This is a genomic window from Clostridium sp. 7_2_43FAA (assembly GCF_000158375.2).
Lineage (GTDB): Bacteria > Bacillota > Clostridia > Clostridiales > Clostridiaceae > Clostridium > Clostridium tertium.
Genome location: NZ_JH815222.1, coordinates 55,451 through 72,863, shown reverse-complemented (window position 1 = coordinate 72,863; position 17,413 = coordinate 55,451). Strand labels below are relative to the sequence as shown.

At 29.7% G+C, this 17,413-nt stretch carries 14 protein-coding genes and 1 pseudogene; 2 read left to right on the top strand and 13 right to left on the bottom strand.

The features are described from left to right. Nucleotides 1-17: 17 nt before the first annotated feature. From CSBG_RS01915 to CSBG_RS01875, 9 genes are all read right to left on the bottom strand, one after another. Nucleotides 18-1,199, bottom strand: coding sequence for an acetyl-CoA C-acetyltransferase (locus CSBG_RS01915; RefSeq protein WP_008676601.1), 1,182 nt, complete (start codon nucleotides 1,197-1,199; stop codon nucleotides 18-20). 117 nt (nucleotides 1,200-1,316) lie between these two features. Next, nucleotides 1,317-2,468 (bottom strand): UDP-N-acetylglucosamine 2-epimerase (non-hydrolyzing), encoded by a 1,152-nt coding sequence (gene wecB / locus CSBG_RS01910; protein ID WP_008676600.1) that lies wholly within the window; start codon nucleotides 2,466-2,468, stop codon nucleotides 1,317-1,319. Nucleotides 2,469-2,700: 232 nt separating this feature from the next. Continuing rightward, a complete protein-coding gene (gene upp, locus CSBG_RS01905; RefSeq protein WP_008676599.1) occupies nucleotides 2,701-3,330 on the bottom strand; it encodes a uracil phosphoribosyltransferase in 630 nt (209 codons plus the stop codon). 32 nt (nucleotides 3,331-3,362) lie between these two features. Continuing rightward, complete coding sequence (gene rpiB / locus CSBG_RS01900) at nucleotides 3,363-3,812, bottom strand: ribose 5-phosphate isomerase B (protein WP_008676598.1); 450 nt, start codon at nucleotides 3,810-3,812, stop codon at nucleotides 3,363-3,365. A gap of 75 nt (nucleotides 3,813-3,887) precedes the next feature. Next, nucleotides 3,888-4,937: an L-threonylcarbamoyladenylate synthase gene (locus CSBG_RS01895; RefSeq protein ID WP_008676597.1), complete on the bottom strand. Its 1,050-nt coding sequence runs from the start codon at nucleotides 4,935-4,937 to the stop codon at nucleotides 3,888-3,890. A gap of 20 nt (nucleotides 4,938-4,957) precedes the next feature. Beyond that, the gene (locus CSBG_RS01890; protein ID WP_008676596.1) at nucleotides 4,958-5,545 is read right to left on the bottom strand and encodes a hypothetical protein; all 588 of its coding nucleotides are present in this window, start codon (nucleotides 5,543-5,545) and stop codon (nucleotides 4,958-4,960) included. 51 nt (nucleotides 5,546-5,596) lie between these two features. Continuing rightward, nucleotides 5,597-6,682: a peptide chain release factor 1 gene (gene prfA / locus CSBG_RS01885; RefSeq protein WP_008676595.1), complete on the bottom strand. Its 1,086-nt coding sequence runs from the start codon at nucleotides 6,680-6,682 to the stop codon at nucleotides 5,597-5,599. Nucleotides 6,683-6,745: 63 nt separating this feature from the next. Next, the gene (gene prmC / locus CSBG_RS01880; RefSeq protein ID WP_008676594.1) at nucleotides 6,746-8,509 is read right to left on the bottom strand and encodes a peptide chain release factor N(5)-glutamine methyltransferase; all 1,764 of its coding nucleotides are present in this window, start codon (nucleotides 8,507-8,509) and stop codon (nucleotides 6,746-6,748) included. Between the two features lie 17 nt (nucleotides 8,510-8,526). Further along, nucleotides 8,527-9,114 carry a thymidine kinase gene (locus CSBG_RS01875; protein WP_008676591.1) on the bottom strand — a complete coding sequence of 196 codons (588 nt, stop codon included), beginning with the start codon at nucleotides 9,112-9,114 and terminating at the stop codon, nucleotides 8,527-8,529. Between the two features lie 152 nt (nucleotides 9,115-9,266). Between CSBG_RS01875 and rpmE the strand changes: the two genes are divergently transcribed. Together rpmE and CSBG_RS01865 are read left to right on the top strand one after the other, a co-directional pair. Next, nucleotides 9,267-9,473, top strand: coding sequence for a 50S ribosomal protein L31 (gene rpmE / locus CSBG_RS01870; protein ID WP_008676589.1), 207 nt, complete (start codon nucleotides 9,267-9,269; stop codon nucleotides 9,471-9,473). Nucleotides 9,474-9,746: 273 nt separating this feature from the next. Beyond that, entirely contained in the window at nucleotides 9,747-10,847 is a 1,101-nt protein-coding gene (locus tag CSBG_RS01865) for a glycosyltransferase (protein WP_008676588.1), read from the top strand. Between the two features lie 46 nt (nucleotides 10,848-10,893). On the opposite strand, the gene rho is transcribed toward CSBG_RS01865, so the two are convergent. The 4 genes and pseudogenes from rho to CSBG_RS01845 form a co-directional block, all read right to left on the bottom strand. Beyond that, nucleotides 10,894-12,342 carry a transcription termination factor Rho gene (gene rho / locus CSBG_RS01860; RefSeq protein ID WP_008676585.1) on the bottom strand — a complete coding sequence of 483 codons (1,449 nt, stop codon included), beginning with the start codon at nucleotides 12,340-12,342 and terminating at the stop codon, nucleotides 10,894-10,896. Between the two features lie 285 nt (nucleotides 12,343-12,627). After that, entirely contained in the window at nucleotides 12,628-16,140 is a 3,513-nt protein-coding gene (locus CSBG_RS01855; RefSeq protein WP_008676583.1) for a 5'-nucleotidase C-terminal domain-containing protein, read from the bottom strand. Nucleotides 16,141-16,368: 228 nt separating this feature from the next. Then, nucleotides 16,369-17,016, bottom strand: a complete 648-nt coding sequence (fsa, locus tag CSBG_RS01850; protein ID WP_008676581.1) for a fructose-6-phosphate aldolase — start codon at nucleotides 17,014-17,016, stop codon at nucleotides 16,369-16,371. Nucleotides 17,017-17,126: 110 nt separating this feature from the next. Continuing rightward, nucleotides 17,127-17,413 (bottom strand): annotated as a pseudogene (locus CSBG_RS01845) (ABC transporter permease); the annotation flags it as partial.

Sequence of the window (17,413 nt, the reverse complement as noted above, 5' to 3'; positions counted from 1 at the left end):
TTTTATATTTATATGAATTATTTTCTTTCAACTATAAGTGCTGTTCCCATTCCTCCACCTATACATAAAGTTGCTAAACCTTTTTTAGCATCTCTCTTTTGCATCTCATGAAGTAATGTAACTAATATTCTAGCTCCAGATGCTCCAACAGGATGACCTAAAGCTATAGCTCCTCCATTTACATTAACTTTACTCATATCAAAGTTTAAATCCTTTGCTACAGCTAAGCTTTGAGCTGCAAATGCTTCATTAGCTTCTATTAAGTCTAAATCTTCTATTTTTAAATTTGCTACTTCTAAAGCTTTTTTAGTAGCATGGAATGGACCATATCCCATTATTGATGGATCTAATCCTCTTTGTCCATAAGATACTATTTTTGCTAATGGAGTTATTCCTAATTCTTCTGCTTTCTCTGCACTCATTACTACAAATGCTGCTGCACCATCATTTATCCCTGAAGCATTAGCAGCTGTTACAGTACCATCTTTTACAAATGCAGGTTTTAATTTAGCCATTCCTTCAATTGTAGCTCCAAATCTTGGATATTCATCAGTATCAAATATTTTTGGTTCACCTTTTCTTTGAGGTATAACCACTGGAACTATCTCATCTTTAAATCTACCTTCTTTAATAGCAGCTTCAGTTTTTAATTGAGAATTAAGAGCAAATTCATCCTGCTCCTCTCTTGATAAATTCCATTCCTTAGCTATATTTTCAGCTGTCACTCCCATATGGTAATTATTAAAAGCATCCCATAAGGCGTCATTAATCATAGAATCTACCATTTTCCCATCGCCCATTCTTTGGCCCCATCTTGATGTTTTTAATAAGTACGGAGCCTGAGACATATTCTCCATTCCGCCAGCAACTACTATATCTGCGTCTCCAGCTTTTATCATTTGAGCAGCTAAAGCAACTGTTCTTAATCCTGAGCCACATACCTTATTTATTGTCATAGCCGGAACTTCTACTGGTAATCCAGCTTTTACCGCAGCCTGTCTTGCTACATTTTGTCCAAGTCCAGCTTGAATTACATTTCCCATTACTACTTCTTCTACTAACTCGCCTTTTATGCCTGCTTTAGATACGGCTTCCTTTATTACTATTGCACCTAAATCTGCTGCTGACACATCTTTTAAAGCTCCTCCAAATGAACCAATAGCAGTTCTTACTGCACTTGCAATTACAACTTCTCTCATAATCCAAATCCCCCTCTATATAATCATCAGAATTGTTGAATTTGTTAAACAATTAACACAATTTAATTATACCACTTTATTCCTTTTAATCAACCATAAAATTTTATATTTTTATATTTATCTTGAGAATTCCTCTATTTTCATTGTTCTTATATTAAAATAATTTTCTATTATATCTGCAATTCTTTTTGATGCTAAGCCATCTCCATATGGATTTGCCGCCTTACTCATCTTTATATAAGCATCTTTGTTATTTATTAGATTATTAGCCTCTAACAATATCTTATCTATATCAGTTCCAACTAATTTTACTGTACCGTATTCAACAGCCTCTGGTCTTTCTGTAACATCTCTAAGAACTAACACTGGTTTTCCTAGGTGTGGAGCTTCTTCTTGTAATCCGCCTGAATCAGTCATTACCATAAAACATTTATTCATTAAATTATGTGTTTCTTTAGTATCTAACGGAGGTAATAAATGTACTCTTTCTTTATTTCCTAATTTATTATAAACAACATCTTTTACTACCGGATTTAAATGAACTAAATATATAAGTTCAACATCTTCATTTTCATCTACTATTTTATTTAGAGCTTCACAAATATTATCTATTCCTTCTCCCCAATTTTCTCTTCTATGTGCAGTTATCATTATTACTTTTTTATTCTTAAAATCTATTTTATTCAATGTATCATTATCAAATATATAATCTTCTTTAACAGTATGAAGCATTGCATCTATAACTGTATTACCTGTTATATAAATATTTTCTTCATTAATACCTTCTCTTAAAAGGTTTGTTTTCGAACCTTTAGTAGGAGCAAAATGTAAATCAGCTAAAGCTCCTGTAAGCTTTCTATTCATTTCTTCTGGAAATGGGAAATACTTATCAAATGTTCTAAGCCCTGCTTCCACATGACCAACTTTTATTTGTTGATAAAAAGCTGCAAGAGCTCCTGAAAATGTAGTAGTAGTATCGCCATGAACTAAAATCATATCTGGTTTCTCTTGTAAAAATATTTCTTCTAAACCTTCTAAAACTCTATTAGTTATTCCAGTTAGGGTTTGCTTATTCTTCATTATATTTAAGTCAAAATCCGGTTCTATATCAAAATAATCTAAAACTTGATCTAGCATTTCTCTATGTTGTGCTGTTACACAAACCTTTGAATCAATTCCTTCTCTATTTTCTAACTCCTTTACTAAAGGAGCCATTTTTATCGCTTCAGGCCTAGTACCAAATATAGTTATTATTTTTTTCTTATCCATTTTAGGTTCCTCCTAATTAAAATTAAAAATAAATTTTCCATTACTATATAATTTAATATTTCTATTTATTTAAGGCTTTATTCTAATTAATTCTACATTCCTTATAAGTGGCATGTTTATCTAATTATACACTTTTAAATATAAATAAACAAATAATACTATATCTTATAATATAATTCATAAATTAATTAATAAAGAGTAGCTCAAATATAAGCTACTCTTTATCAATTAATTATTTAGTTCCAAATAATCTATCTCCTGCGTCACCAAGTCCAGGAACTATGTATCCATGTTCATTTAACTTTTCATCTATTCCTGCAACATATATATCTACATCAGGATGAGCCTTTTGAACAAATTCAACACCTTCTGGAGAACTTATTAAACACATAAGTCTTAAATTTTTTGCTCCCCTTTTCTTTAACATAGTTATAGCATCTGCTGCTGATCCCCCTGTAGCTAACATTGGATCTACTACTATTACATCTCTTTCTGCTATATCTTGAGGTAGCTTACAGAAATATTCTACCGGTTGAAGAGTTTCTTCATCTCTATATAGTCCTACATGACCAACTTTGGCTGCTGGTATAAGCTTAAGCATACCATCTACCATACCAAGTCCTGCTCTTAATATAGGTACTATAGCCACTTTCTTACCTGATAACATCTTACATTTTGTTTTACAAATTGGAGTTTCTATTTCTACTTCCTCAGTGCTTAAATCTCTAGTTACTTCATAAGCCATAAGCATTGAAACTTCTTCTACTAATTCTCTAAAGTCTTTTGAACCAGTCTCCTTGCTTCTTATGAAAGCTAATTTGTGTAATATTAATGGGTGATCTATTTGTGTTACTTTACTCATCTATATTCCTCCTACAGCACTTTAAATTTTTATTATTTATAATATTTTTTCTCTATCTCTGTTATTTTATCAATTCTATTTTGATGTCTTTCACCTTGGAACTCGGTATTTAAAAATGTTTTTACTATATCTAATGCTAGCCCTGGTCCAACTACCCTTTGACCAAGAGTCAATATATTAGCATCATTATGTTCTCTTGTTGCATGCGCACTAAAAGTATCAGAACATAATGCAGCCCTAACTCCAGGTACCTTATTTGCTGCAATACCTATACCTATACCTGTTCCACATATTAAAATTCCAAAATCAAACTCTTTTGCAACTACCGCTTCTGCTACCGGTAGTGCATAATCAGGATAATCACATGATTCAGTAGAGTTAGTACCAAAATCTTTTACTTCATGTCCTTCTGTTACTAGATATTTTTTTATTTCTTTCTTCAATTCAACTCCACCATGATCTGAACCTATTGCTATCTTCATAAGAATTTACCTCCTAACCATTATAATGATAAATTTATATAATAAAAAAGGAAAGGTGCCCCCTTCCCTCCCTAATTATACTTCTAATATATCAAAGCCTGCAGCTTTGTTTAATCTATTCATTATAGCAAGACCTACTCCCTTTTCATCAAATGCTTGACATAATATAATATCAACATTTAAATCATCACATTCCCTAAGTGATTCAAATAAATTTCTTGCTACATCGTATAGATTTTTTTCACTTCCTAAAGAAATCACTTTACCTTTATTGAAATAACTACACAATTCATCTGTTGATAGTATAGCAACCTCTTTTTGATTTTCTATATAATTTTGTACTATTTCATTAATTTTTTCAATAGTTTTTTGCTTATTTCCCTTTATTATTTTTAATTTGGCCTTTGGAGCATAATGTCTATACTTCATACCTGGTGCTTTAGGCTTCAAGTTTTTATCTGGTTTTCCTTGTATTGCTTTATCTATTTTTATATCCTCACAAACCTCTTGTAGCATTTCTAAAGTTACTCCACCTGGTCTTAAAACCATAGGTGGATCAACTGTACAATCTACTATTGTTGACTCAACACCGACATTACTTCTTTCTCCTCCAAGGATATAATCTATTCTTCCACTTAAATCCTCAACACAACGTTCCACTTCAGTTGGACTAGGCCTTCCTGATATATTTGCTGATGGTGCTGCAATCGGGCATCCAGATAATTCTATAAGCTTTAATGCTATTTTATCATTTGGCATTCTTATACCTATTGTATCTAAATTTGCACTAGTTCTATTTGGAATTATTTCCTTTTTATTTAAGATTATAGTCAAGGGACCTGGCCAAAACCTATTAATAAGTTTTTGTGCTATCTCTGGAACATCTTTAACTAAGTTATTTATATTTTTTGAAGAAACATGTACTATTAAAGGATTATCCTGTGGTCTACCTTTTGCGTTAAATATTTTTTCTACCGCTTCATCATTTAACGCATTAGCGCCTAAACCATATACTGTTTCTGTTGGAAATGCAACAACTCCTCCATTATATATAATGTCAGCTGCTTCCTTTAAATATTCAATGTCTTTATTAATATCTTTTATAATAGCTACCTTTGTTTCCAAAAGTTCTACCTTCTTTCTCTTTATATTTCTATCTGTTCTCTTGCTATTTTTATATTTTCTATAGCTGAAGATGTATAAGATGCCCTAACACAATTTTTATATATCTCATCTAATAAATTATATTTTTTTAAAGCACCTCTTTTTATAACTTGAAAATAGTAATTTTCTTCTGGATTTATTTTTTTTACTTTTAAGTATTCTTCTGCTGCTTCTGGATATTTCTTAATAAAAGCTTTTGTTACAGGCTTTAAATATTTATTTCTAAATCTAACAGTAGCTATTAATATAATATCCATTTCTTCCTTTGTTTTATCCGTATGTACAACTGCTACCTTATCACATAGAATAACTGATTCTTTTGAAAATAATCCACTTTTAAATTTTAATTTATTATTGTTACAATAAAATCTTAATCTATGATAATTCAATTTATTTATACACGATATTATTATTAATCCCTCTATAAGCGCTAAATAAGCCCATAAAAACATATTCTTATTTTGCGCCAAGAAAGCTACTAAAGGAAGTATTGTAAATAGCATGAACATTAATATAAAGAATTGCCTTTTATGATTCTTTTCCTTTTTTAATGCTTTGTTTATTTTCATTCTTCCCACCTACTTTAAAAGCCCCACATTATAAAATGTAAGGCTTTTTTATTAAATAGCGTCTGTATTACCCATTTTTTTCATTTTTTCAGCTTGATCAGCTGTAATTAATGCATTAATCACTTCTTCTATATCACCATTTAAATATGATTCTAACTTATAAAGTGTTAATCCAATTCTATGATCAGTAACTCTTCCTTGTGGATAGTTGTAAGTTCTTATTCTTTCACTTCTATCCCCTGAACCAACTTGGCTCTTTCTATCTTCTGCTATACCAGCATTTCTTTCAGCTTCTGCAGCTTCATATAATCTAGATCTTAAAACCTTCATAGCTTTTTCTTTATTTTTTAACTGTGATTTTTCATCTTGACACGCAACAACAACCCCTGTTGGAATATGTGTAATTCTTACTGCAGAGTCAGTTGTATTAACGCATTGTCCTCCATTACCAGAAGATCTATAAACATCTATTCTTAAATCTTTTTCGTTTATTTCTATTTCTACATCATCAACTTCTGGCAGAACAGCTACTGTCGCTGTAGATGTATGAATTCTACCACTTGATTCTGTATCAGGAACTCTTTGTACTCTATGTACACCACTTTCATATTTTAGTTTAGAATATGCTCCTGATCCCTTAATCATAAATACTACTTCTTTGAATCCACCAATATCAGTTTCATTAGCACTCATTAATTCAACTGACCATCTTTGTGTTTCTGCATATCTTGTATACATTCTAAATAAATTTGCTGCAAATAGAGCGGCTTCATCTCCACCTGCACCACCTCTTATTTCCACAAAAACGTTTTTATCATCGTTTGGATCCTTAGGTAATAAAAGTATTTGGATATGCTTTTCTAATTCTCCTTCTCTCGCTGTTAAGTCTGAGATTTCTTCTGAAAGCATTTCTCTCATTTCTCTATCACTTTCTTCGGCTAACATTTCTTTGTTAGCTGCTAAATCATCTATAACTGTTCTATATTCTTTATATGCAGTAACTATGACTTCTAAATCAGCATGCTCCTTACATAGCTTTCTCCATTCATTTTGGTTAGCCATTATTGAAGGATCTGATATCTTTACAGATAATTCATCATATTTATTTTCTATAAAAGCCAATTTATCTAATAACATAAATATCACTCCGTACTATATTTTTTAATATCTCCCTATTATATCACAAGAGATAGAAATTTATCAATATTTAAAGTATCCCAGCACAACTCTGTCTAATCCTGCTAAGTCCTTTACTAATTTTATATTATAAAATCCAGCTTCCTTCATTAAATTACTAACTTCTTCTCCTTGGTCATAGCCAATTTCAAATGCCAGTACCCCTTCATTATTTAATGTAGTTTTACTTTCTTCTATTATTCTTTTATAAAATACTAATCCATCATCACCACCATCTAGTGCTGTATGCGGCTCATATTTTTTTACATCATCCATTAAGTTGCTTATTTCATCTGCTTTAATATATGGAGGATTTGAAACTATTACATCATACTTCTTTCCTTGATTTATTGGCTCCTTTAGTAGGTCGCTTTTAATAAATTTAACTCTACTTTCTAATCCATGTTTTATAATATTCTTTTTAGTTACTTTTTCTGGAACCTCATAAAAATCAATTTCTTCTACATTTATTTTTTTTCTATAATTTGCAATAGATATACCAATTGCTCCACTTCCAGAACATAAATCACAAACATTTAGTTCATCTTCTTCATTTATTATTGATAATACTTCTTCTACTAATATTTCTGTATCACCTCTTGGAATTAAGACTCCTTCTTCTACATTAAAATCTAATCCCATGAACTCTGTTTCACCTAAAATATACTTTATAGGCATTTTATTTTTTCTTTTCTCTATTAGCTCAAAATATTCCTTTTCATCTTTTAAAGAAACATTCTTATCCCTATTTGTTATTATATACAACTTATCCTTTGCTAAAACATTACCTAACAATAACTGTGCATCTAAAATATAAGTATCTATATTCTCTTCTTTTAGCTCCTTAGATGCTTTATCTAACAATTCTCCTATTGTTTTTTCCTTAGGTTTAAGGCCTTCTGCCTTCATAAGAGCTGCAATGGCTACTTCTATTTGGTCATCGTCTGGCTCCTTTGTTGTAAGCTCTTGAAGTTTTAATCCAGGATATGCAATTATCTTTGCTAATTTATTATCATTTTTCCCAAGCCATTTAATTAACTCATATGTTATTCCTGATACAACAGGAATTAATAGTATTCTAAGTATTAACCTTTCAAGAAATCCCCCCCATCCAGTAAAACTAAATATTAAGATACTAACAAACATAATTAAAAATAAAAAGTTTGTTCCGCATCTTGGGTGAAACCTACTAAATTTTTTTACATTGTCTACTGTTAATTCTTCTTCTGCTTCATAACAAAAAATTGACTTATGCTCAGCTCCATGATACTGAAAAACCCTATAAATATCCTCCATTTTACTTATAGAATACATATAGCCAAGTAAAATCACCATTCTAATTACAGCTTCTATCAAATTCAGAGCTATAGGATGTAAATTTAAATAACTAAACAATGATGCAATTGCTGTAGGTAATGCTACAAACAATCCTACAGCAATAGCAAATGATAATATCATAGTTGCTCCAATTATTAAATCATTACTTCTTTCACCAAATTTATTTTTTAGCCAAATTTCAAATTTTGATTCACTTTCATCCTCATCTTCAAAAAATGATGCTGAATAATTTAAAGTATTGATTCCAGTAATAAGAGAATCTACAAGCACAAATATTCCTCTAATAAATGGAACATTTAAAAATTTATATTTTTTAGTTATAGGTACTATCTTTTTAAAATCTATTCTTATTTCTTTATTTGGAGTTCTAACAGCTGTAGCTTGCCCCTTGCTCCCCCTCATCATAACGCCTTCAATAACAGCTTGGCCTCCCACTTCACACTTTCTCATTTTACCACTCTTTCTATTTATAAATTATTTTTATATTTAAAATAGCAGTGTCCGCATAAAGATTCGTATTCAACATTATCAACATTATCTATTGCAATCTGCTCCCCTTCAAAAACAAATCTATCGTTGATTTTTCTTCCATTCAACACAGCTTTTCTTCCACACTTACATATAGTTTTCATTTCTTCTATACTATGTGCAAGTAATAATAATCTTGTACTTCCTTCAAATCCTTGCATTTTGAAGTCAGTTCTTAAACCATAACATATTACAGGTATATCTAATACAACTGCTATCTCAAATAATTGATCTATTTGTTTTGATTTTAAAAACTGAGCCTCATCTACTAATATACAGTCTATATTTTTATTTTTTTCTCTATATTCTTGAACTTTTTCTAATACATTGTCTTCATCATAAATAACTAAATCTACTTTTCTTTCAACACCTAATCTTGAAACTAGTCTTTCTCCACCCTTTTTATCTGTAAAAGGTTTTATTAATGTAACATTCATTCCTCTTTCTTCATAATTATAAGCAACCTGCATAAGATGTGTTGATTTTCCAGAATTCATAGCTCCATATCTAAAATATAATTTACTCATTTTAATTCTCCTTTTTCATTAGATATATTTAAATTATAGCATCTTATATAATAACTAATCAAAGATATTTTTATTATGTAATCTCCTTGACTCAATAAAACACCTATGATATACTCAAATGGTTATTTAAGTAGTTGAAAGAGGTGAAAAATATGAGAGAAGGCATACATCCAAAATACAACCACGAAGCTGTAGTTAAGTGTGCATGTGGAAATACTTTTACAACTGGTTCAGTTAAAGATGAACTAAAAGTAGAAATATGCTCTAAATGCCACCCATTCTTCACTGGTAAACAAAAAATTATTGATGTTGGCGGAAGAGTTGACAAATTCAATAAGAGATTTAATCTTAACAAATAGGAAATTCTGGGAAAGACATAGTCTTTCCCATTTTTTCTTTTATTTCTTAAATTTATCTTAGAATTTTATTTTTTTATGTTTTACGTCAATTTTTATAATATAATATAATAGTAATTATATTTAAATAATTTTCTTAATTTTAACATATACATATAGATCAAATTATTTATTTTTATGGAACTAATATCTAATTATACTTTTACCTTAATTATATTATGTTATGTTATTTAAAAAATATATTATGTTATTTAGAAAAGTGAGTGTTATTTAATCATGAAAAAAATTTTAATATTAACAACTTCTACAGGGGAAGGTCATAATCAGGCTGCAAGCTCGATATCTAGCTCATTTGAAAACTCTGGATATGAAGTTATACGCCATGATTTTTTAAAAAATAATAGTAAAATATTAACTAAATTATTCATTAGCGGATATGAAATATCAGCATCTTTTTTTCCAAAAACTTATGGTTTAGCATATAAACTTACTGATACAAGTTTTACAAATAAGCTTTTATCTTTAGTTTTTTGCTTTACTAAAAGAAAGATATCTAAACTAATTAATTCAATTAGTCCTGATATAATATTAGTTACACATCCTTTTGCAGTAAATATAATGGGATCTCTTAAAAGAAAAGGCTTAAATAAACCTGTAATAGTTATAGTAACTGATTTTAAAGCTCATTCAACTTATATAGATAAAAATATAGATGCTTACATAACTGCAAGTGAAAATACAAAAGACGATTTAGCTAAAAGAGGAATAGACTCTAGAAGAATATTTACTTTTGGAATTCCTGTTAAAGATGAGTTTTTAGAAAATAAATCTGATATAAAAGCAACGAAAAATGATGATTATTTCAATATTCTACTTATGAGTGGTAGCATGGGATTAAAAAATATTTCTTATGTTTTAAAAGAATTATTGAATAACTCCAATAAGCTTAGAATAACAGTTGTATGTGGAAAAAATGAAAAATTAAAGGAAGATTTACTGAAAGAATATAAACATTCAATCAAGGATAAAAAACTTCATATACTAGGTTTCTCAAAAGATGTTGATTCTTTAATGGAATATTCAGATTTAATAATAAGTAAACCTGGTGGTCTTACAGTTACTGAAGCAATAAGTAAAAATTTACCTTTATTAATTCCATTTGCTATTCCAGGTCAAGAAACGCAAAATGTAGAATTTTTAACCTCTAATGGATATGCTTTGTATATAGATAATCTTTTAGAATTAAACTTAACAATAGATAATTTAATTTCTAACCCAAAGGAATTAGAAAAAATGCGCTACAAATTATCTAAATTATCTTCTTGTTATTCCAAGCAAAGAATAGTAGGTTTAGCTGATAAATTAATATTTAAATAAAAAAATGTGTATAAGGTAGTACCTCATACACATTTTTTTATTTAAACTATTTTTTCTCTATTTCGCTTTTACTGAATATCTTTATAAATTCCTTATTATTTTTAGTTTTTGTAAGCATATTTATTAATTTTTCAGTAACATTTTCTATATTTCCATCTCTATACATAACTCTTCTAATTGAATATGCAACTTCTTTCTCTTCATCTGATAAAATTAAATCTTCTTTTCTAGTTCCAGATTTATATATATCAATTGCAGGGAATATTCTTCTTTCTTGAAGCTTTCTATCTAAATGAACTTCCATATTTCCAGTCCCTTTAAATTCTTCAAATATCATATCATCCATTCTAGAACCAGTATCAATTAAAGCTGTTGCAAGTATAGTTAAACTTCCACCCTCTTCAATATTTCTAGCTGCACCAAAGAATTTTTTAGGCATTATTAAAGCACCTGGATCTAATCCACCAGATAACGTTCTTCCCGTTGGAGTAATCGTCAAGTTATATGCCCTAGAAAGTCTAGTTAAACTATCTAATAGTATAACTACATCTTTTCCTTGCTCAACCATTCTTTTAGCTCTTTCTAATACCATTTGAGATACCTTTGCATGGTTTTGAGGCTCTTCATCAAAAGTTGAATATATAACATCACCATTTATAGATCTCTTCATATCTGTTACTTCTTCTGGTCTCTCATCTATAAGTAGAACTATAAGTTTAACTTCCGGATAATTCTTAGATATATTTTGAGCAACCTTTTTTAATAAAGTTGTTTTCCCTGCCTTAGGAGGTGCAACTATTATTCCCCTTTGCCCCTTACCTATAGGACAAATTATGTCCATTAATCTTGAAGATAAATCGCCTTCGTTATTAGTCTCTAAATGTAATCTATCTTGAGGATATATAGGTGTTAATGTTTCAAAAGATTTTCTTCCAACTGCTCTTTCAGGATTTTCTCCATTTACTCTTTCAACGTAAAGTAATGCTTTAAATTTTTCTCCTTCTTTAGCTTCTCTTACCTTTCCTTCAACTTCATCCCCAGTTCTAAGGTTAAATCTTCTTATTTGAGATGGTGATACATATATATCGTTTTCCCCAGTTTGATAATTGTTGCATCTTAAAAATCCGAAACTATTATTTTCTAATATTTCTAATACACCTTTAGCTGTGTTAGACTCATTTATCATAACTTTTAATCGTTCTCTTTTTTCTTCCCTATTTTCTTCTTTAATATCTTCTTTTCTTTCTTCTTTATTTTCTTCTCTGATATCCTTATTAAAACTATTATTTACTACATTAATTTCTTCAGATTTCACCTTAGGTGTTATCTTTTCTTGCAATATAACTCCATTTTTTTCTATACTTTTTGGTGAATTTTCAATTATTGCATCAATAAGCTCACTCTTTTTTAACTTACTTATATTTTTTATATTAAGCTGCTTAGCTATTTCTTTCAACTCAGCTAATGTTTTTCTTTCATATATTTCTTTACTCAAAACTGCACCTCCATAGATAATTTTATTTATAATTAAATTATGAATAAAAAATCAATTTTTAAATTTAATAAATTCTAAATTGGGATATTTTCAGATATAAATATTAAAGATATGAATCTCTTGGACTTTATATATGTATTTCTATTATGAATTAATATATTTAATTTATCAAGAATAATTTTATTAATTATAATATTACTATTATTTCCTTTTTTATAATTTTAATACTTATTTAATTAAAAAGGAGCTATCTATAGTGTTAAGATAGCTCCTAAATGATTAATTTTAACTAGCTTTTTCTTCAGTCTTCTTTCTAAACATCACATAACCAACACCTGATATTAATATAGCAAATACTAATAAGTTTATAGGATTTTGTCCACCAGTAGTTGGTAAATTGCTTTCATTGTTTGAACCTTCTTGTCCATTGTTGTTTCCACCTGGATTCTCTCCTGGATTCTCTCCTGGATTTGTAGGCTCTTTTGTATCATCAACTCCAGCTATTAATAGATTTTCTATATCTGTATCTACTCCATTCACCTTCCAGTAATTGCTTATTTCATCTCTCATTACAAGCATTGTATCTTTCATATTTTTAGCATTTGTGAAATCATATCCATCTCCACCAGTTGCCATAAAATCATTAACTACAACTGTATAATATTTATCCATATCTAATGGAGTGCCATCTGCTAATCTAATTGAAGTGATTCTTTCTCCTGCTGGAGCATCTTTATCATACCAAACTTTAATTCCTGAGAATTGTCCCCAGCCAAAGTTTTCTGGCATAATTCCATGTTCTATCGCAGATTTTACGTCTGAACCCTTTAATTCCATTGTTACTAAAGTATTATCGAAAGGTAATATTGTATATAAATCTCCAATTGTTAGTACTCCAGCTGATAATGGCGCTCTTACTCCTCCACCATTAGTTATACCAATATCCACACCTGTAATTTTTCTCATTGTCTCAGAAACAACTGTTCCAAGAGGTGTAAGTCCTTCATTTCTATCATGATCTAAATCCTTATCTAGATCAGCTACTTTTTCACTTAATATTGGTTTTAATTCAGATTCATATTTCTTAACTATTTCTGCTGAAGTTTCATCTGGTATTATATTAGCACTTCTCTCATAAAGCTTATCTAAATTGGCTCCAAGTGAAACTAATTTCCCTTCATTATCAAAATCAAATGTTAATATTGATAAAGCCCTACCATTATATCCAGCTTCAATTATCTTAATTCCATTAGCTTCAACATTTGTAAATTGGTGATCATGAGAAGCTATAATTGCATCAACATTTTTAATTTTATTTGCTAAATCCACAGCTTCTCCAACAGGCTTTCCATCTTTATCTTTTGTTGCTCCTAAGTGAGATAATACAACTACTGCATTAACTTTATCTTCTTTTCTTAATTTATCAGCATATTTTTGAACTGATATTGAAGGATCTTCAAAAGTTAAATCAGCAACATTTGCTGGAGTTGTCTTATAAGCTGTTTCAGGTGTTGTAACTCCTATTAACCCAACTTTAATTCCATCTACTTCAATAATTTTATAAGGTTTTGCCCATTCAACAGGTTTTCCTGTTTTCTTGTCTATAATATTAGCAGCTAAGAAATCAAAATTTCCTGCTTTTGCCCATGTAGGAATTAATTCTTTTCCCCAGTCAAATTCATGATTTCCAACTGCAGATGCAGGAATTTTTATATCATTTAAAAATTCGCTTACTGGTGCACCTTTAGTAAGATTTGATATTGCTGTACCTTGATATAAATCTCCCGCAGCTAGTGGTATAGCTTCATAGTTAGAGAAGTCATTTAATGAAGTTCTTTCTTTTATTGCTGACGCTAACTTAGCTATACCAACATTTTTACCACTTTCTTGTACATTTCCATGTAAATCATTAAAACTTACTAATTCAACTCTCTTTAGATTTTTAGCCATTAAAACATCATTTATAGTTAAACTTTTTACATTAGGAGTTCTTCCATCATCTGATACCGGTATGCTAAGCACTCCATCATTTACTAATTTAACAACTTCTTCTCTTAATTTTTGATCATAATTAACTCCTGTTAATTTCCAATTATTATCTATATTTCTACTTATTTTTCCACCCTTAACTTTTACTATATAGTCTGTTATTAAATCTCTCATATCTGATATTTTATCATTATTAGTGTCATAAACTTTTTCATGTGTTCCTGGTTCAAATACAGGATTATTAGCTGCATTAAGAACTGAGTCGTATCTATAGTTATTTACTGATAAATAAACTAAATCAGTATCTTCAACAACTTTCCCATCCTTTTCAAACTTAACATTTTCAATTCTACTTCCAGCCGGCTTAGAAATATTTACTTCATAGCTTATTCCATCAAACATATCGTATTGGTATAATCTAATCTTTTCATTTAATGATACCGTTAAATCTCCTGGTTTAAATGTATTATATATTGATGATGTCCACTCCATAAATCTCTTAAGTTGCTTTCCATTTGTTTTTATTGTGTAAAGCTTATTGTCATATTTGTATATATTTGATATATCAGATTTCTTAATATCCCCAGATAGCATATTTGATCCTGCATCGAATAATGCTGCTGCTGATACCATATATCCTGAATTTATATCTATTCCTTGTGATTTCAAATGATTTTTACTATTATATATTTGAACTTCATTTACTAAGTCTGTTATACCTTGATCTCTAACTAATGATTCTGGTATATCAGCTATTTCATTTTTATCAGCTAAGCTTGGACCTTCTAACTTACCAATAACTATACTTGCATCATTCTTTGCTTTTTGGTCATAATACCTTAAAAAATTTGCTAGATTGGCATCTTCGTCTACAGCTTTATTTACTGCTATAAATGATCCAACCTTCTCCTTAACCTTATATCCATTGTCTCCATCTGGTTCTAAAGTAATTTCTACTTTACCTAAACTCCCAGCATTGTTAGTTGGTTGAATTAAAATTGCATTTCCTGCAGTTTTATTAACATTAGCTTCATGGCTATGCCCCATAACAACTACATCAACATCGGGATTTGCTTCAGCAAGTTCTTTTGCTGAATCTCCATTACCATATTCACTGTTAAAACCCATATGTGATGTAACTACATATACATCTGCTCCACCTACTGCCTTTATTTCTTGAATAACCTTTGCGACTTCTTCAGTTGGGTTTGTAGGTGTATACCCAACTAAATTCGGTCCATCCCACTTATCAATATGCGGAGTAACAACACCAATAGTTGCAACCTTTATTCCATTAGGTAATTCTTTTGTTGCATAGGCATCAAATACTCTCGCTCCATCCTTGTAAAGGTTTGCACACAATACCTTAAGATTTCCTTCTGCTTGCTTTGCTATACTATCGATCTTATCCATTCCAAAATTAAATTCATGGTTTCCTAAACTAAATGAATCATATTTTATATAATTCATTGCTAGCATCATAGGATTCTTTTCTTCATTTAAGAATAAATGATTATAGTTCCCTTGAATATTATCTCCATTATCTACTAGAACAGTATTGGGATTATTTGCTCTTTGCTGATTAACTAATGTTGCTATTTGAGTTAATCCTCCATAGGATGTTGTTGCTCTTGCATATTCATATGGAACAAACTTTCCATGCAAATCGGTAGTTGCAAGAATTTGGACTGTTTTTGTTGATAATTCTTCTGCAGTAGCTTTTACTAAATTCATTGGCAAATTAGCTATGATAAAAGTAAAAGCTGCAACTGAAGCTAAGAATCTTTTTAGATTCCCCTTAATTCTCATTTTACCCCTCCTAATATTTTGTTTTATGTTATTTTTAATAATAACCATAAAAAATAGACATCCAAGTATTGCTACATAAATCATTCTTTTCGCGTTAATACTTTAGATGTCTTTAATAAAAATTATCTTTAAAATTTATCATTTTGATGATATTAATGATTTCCTTCCATTAAGTATAATCCTAAAATTAATTGTTATTACCATATACCATAATATAAAAAGAAAATATTATTTTTTATTACTATTATTCCAGTCACTTAGGAACTTTTCTATTCCTATATCAGTTAATGGATTTTTAGTCATTTGAACTAATACATTGTAAGGAATAGTTGCAATATGTGCACCAGCTAACGCTGCTTCTATACTGTGTATAGGATTTCTAACACTTGCAGCTATAATTTCTGTATCTATATGATGTATTTTAAAAACTGATGCAATTTCTTTAATAAGTTCTATTCCCTTACTTCCTATATCATCTACTCTTCCTATGAAAGGGCTTACATAAGTAGCTCCAGCTCTAGCAGCTAATAAAGCTTGTGCCGTTGAAAAAACTAAAGTTACATTTGTTTTTATACCCTTAGAAGATAATATATTAACAGCCTTTAACCCATCTATAGTCATTGGAATCTTTATAACTATATTAGGATGAATCTTTGCTAATTCAAGGCCCTCATTTACCATCTCATTATATTTCAAGCTAATTACCTCTGCACTTATAGGCCCATCAACTATAGTAGTAATTTCTTTTATTACTTCTTTGAAATCTCTTCCTTCTTTTGCTATTAATGATGGATTTGTAGTAACCCCACAAATAACCCCCATATCATTTGCAGATATAATTTCCTCTACATTTGCAGTATCTATAAATATTTTCATAACTCAAGCCCTCCTATACGATTATCTAAATATTTTATTAGAAATTCATTCAAAGAATGAATTTCTACATTAACTTTTTCATTTTTCAATTTTATCTTTTAACTTAAATTCTATCTCTTACCAGCATCAAATGGTTCTCCAGACGCCTTTGGTGCTTGTGATGATTTAGAGAATAAAACTAATGCTATTAAAGTTACCACATATGGGAAAATCTTTAATAATACACCTGGTATTGCTGCTAACGATGGTATCGCTTGAGATACGTTAGCTATTGTTGAAGCAAATCCAAAGAAGAATGTTGCTCCTAATATTCCAAGTGGTTTCCATTGTCCAAATATTAATGCTGCTAATGCTAGGAATCCAAGCCCTGCAACATTTCCATTAAATTCTCCTGAGT

Excerpts from the sequence above, each read along its gene's own strand:
- CSBG_RS01915 (WP_008676601.1), bottom strand. The coding sequence starts at position 1,199 with ATGAGAGAAGTTGTAATTGCAAGTGCAGTAAGAACTGCTATTGGTTCA.
- wecB (WP_008676600.1), bottom strand. The coding sequence starts at position 2,468 with ATGGATAAGAAAAAAATAATAACTATATTTGGTACTAGGCCTGAAGCG.
- upp (WP_008676599.1), bottom strand. The coding sequence starts at position 3,330 with ATGAGTAAAGTAACACAAATAGATCACCCATTAATATTACACAAATTA.
- rpiB (WP_008676598.1), bottom strand. The coding sequence starts at position 3,812 with ATGAAGATAGCAATAGGTTCAGATCATGGTGGAGTTGAATTGAAGAAA.
- CSBG_RS01890 (WP_008676596.1), bottom strand. The coding sequence starts at position 5,545 with ATGAAAATAAACAAAGCATTAAAAAAGGAAAAGAATCATAAAAGGCAA.
- prfA (WP_008676595.1), bottom strand. The coding sequence starts at position 6,682 with ATGTTATTAGATAAATTGGCTTTTATAGAAAATAAATATGATGAATTA.
- prmC (WP_008676594.1), bottom strand. The coding sequence starts at position 8,509 with ATGAGAAAGTGTGAAGTGGGAGGCCAAGCTGTTATTGAAGGCGTTATG.
- CSBG_RS01875 (WP_008676591.1), bottom strand. The coding sequence starts at position 9,114 with ATGAGTAAATTATATTTTAGATATGGAGCTATGAATTCTGGAAAATCA.
- rpmE (WP_008676589.1), top strand. The coding sequence starts at position 9,267 with ATGAGAGAAGGCATACATCCAAAATACAACCACGAAGCTGTAGTTAAG.
- CSBG_RS01865 (WP_008676588.1), top strand. The coding sequence starts at position 9,747 with ATGAAAAAAATTTTAATATTAACAACTTCTACAGGGGAAGGTCATAAT.
- CSBG_RS01855 (WP_008676583.1), bottom strand. The coding sequence starts at position 16,140 with ATGAGAATTAAGGGGAATCTAAAAAGATTCTTAGCTTCAGTTGCAGCT.
- fsa (WP_008676581.1), bottom strand. The coding sequence starts at position 17,016 with ATGAAAATATTTATAGATACTGCAAATGTAGAGGAAATTATATCTGCA.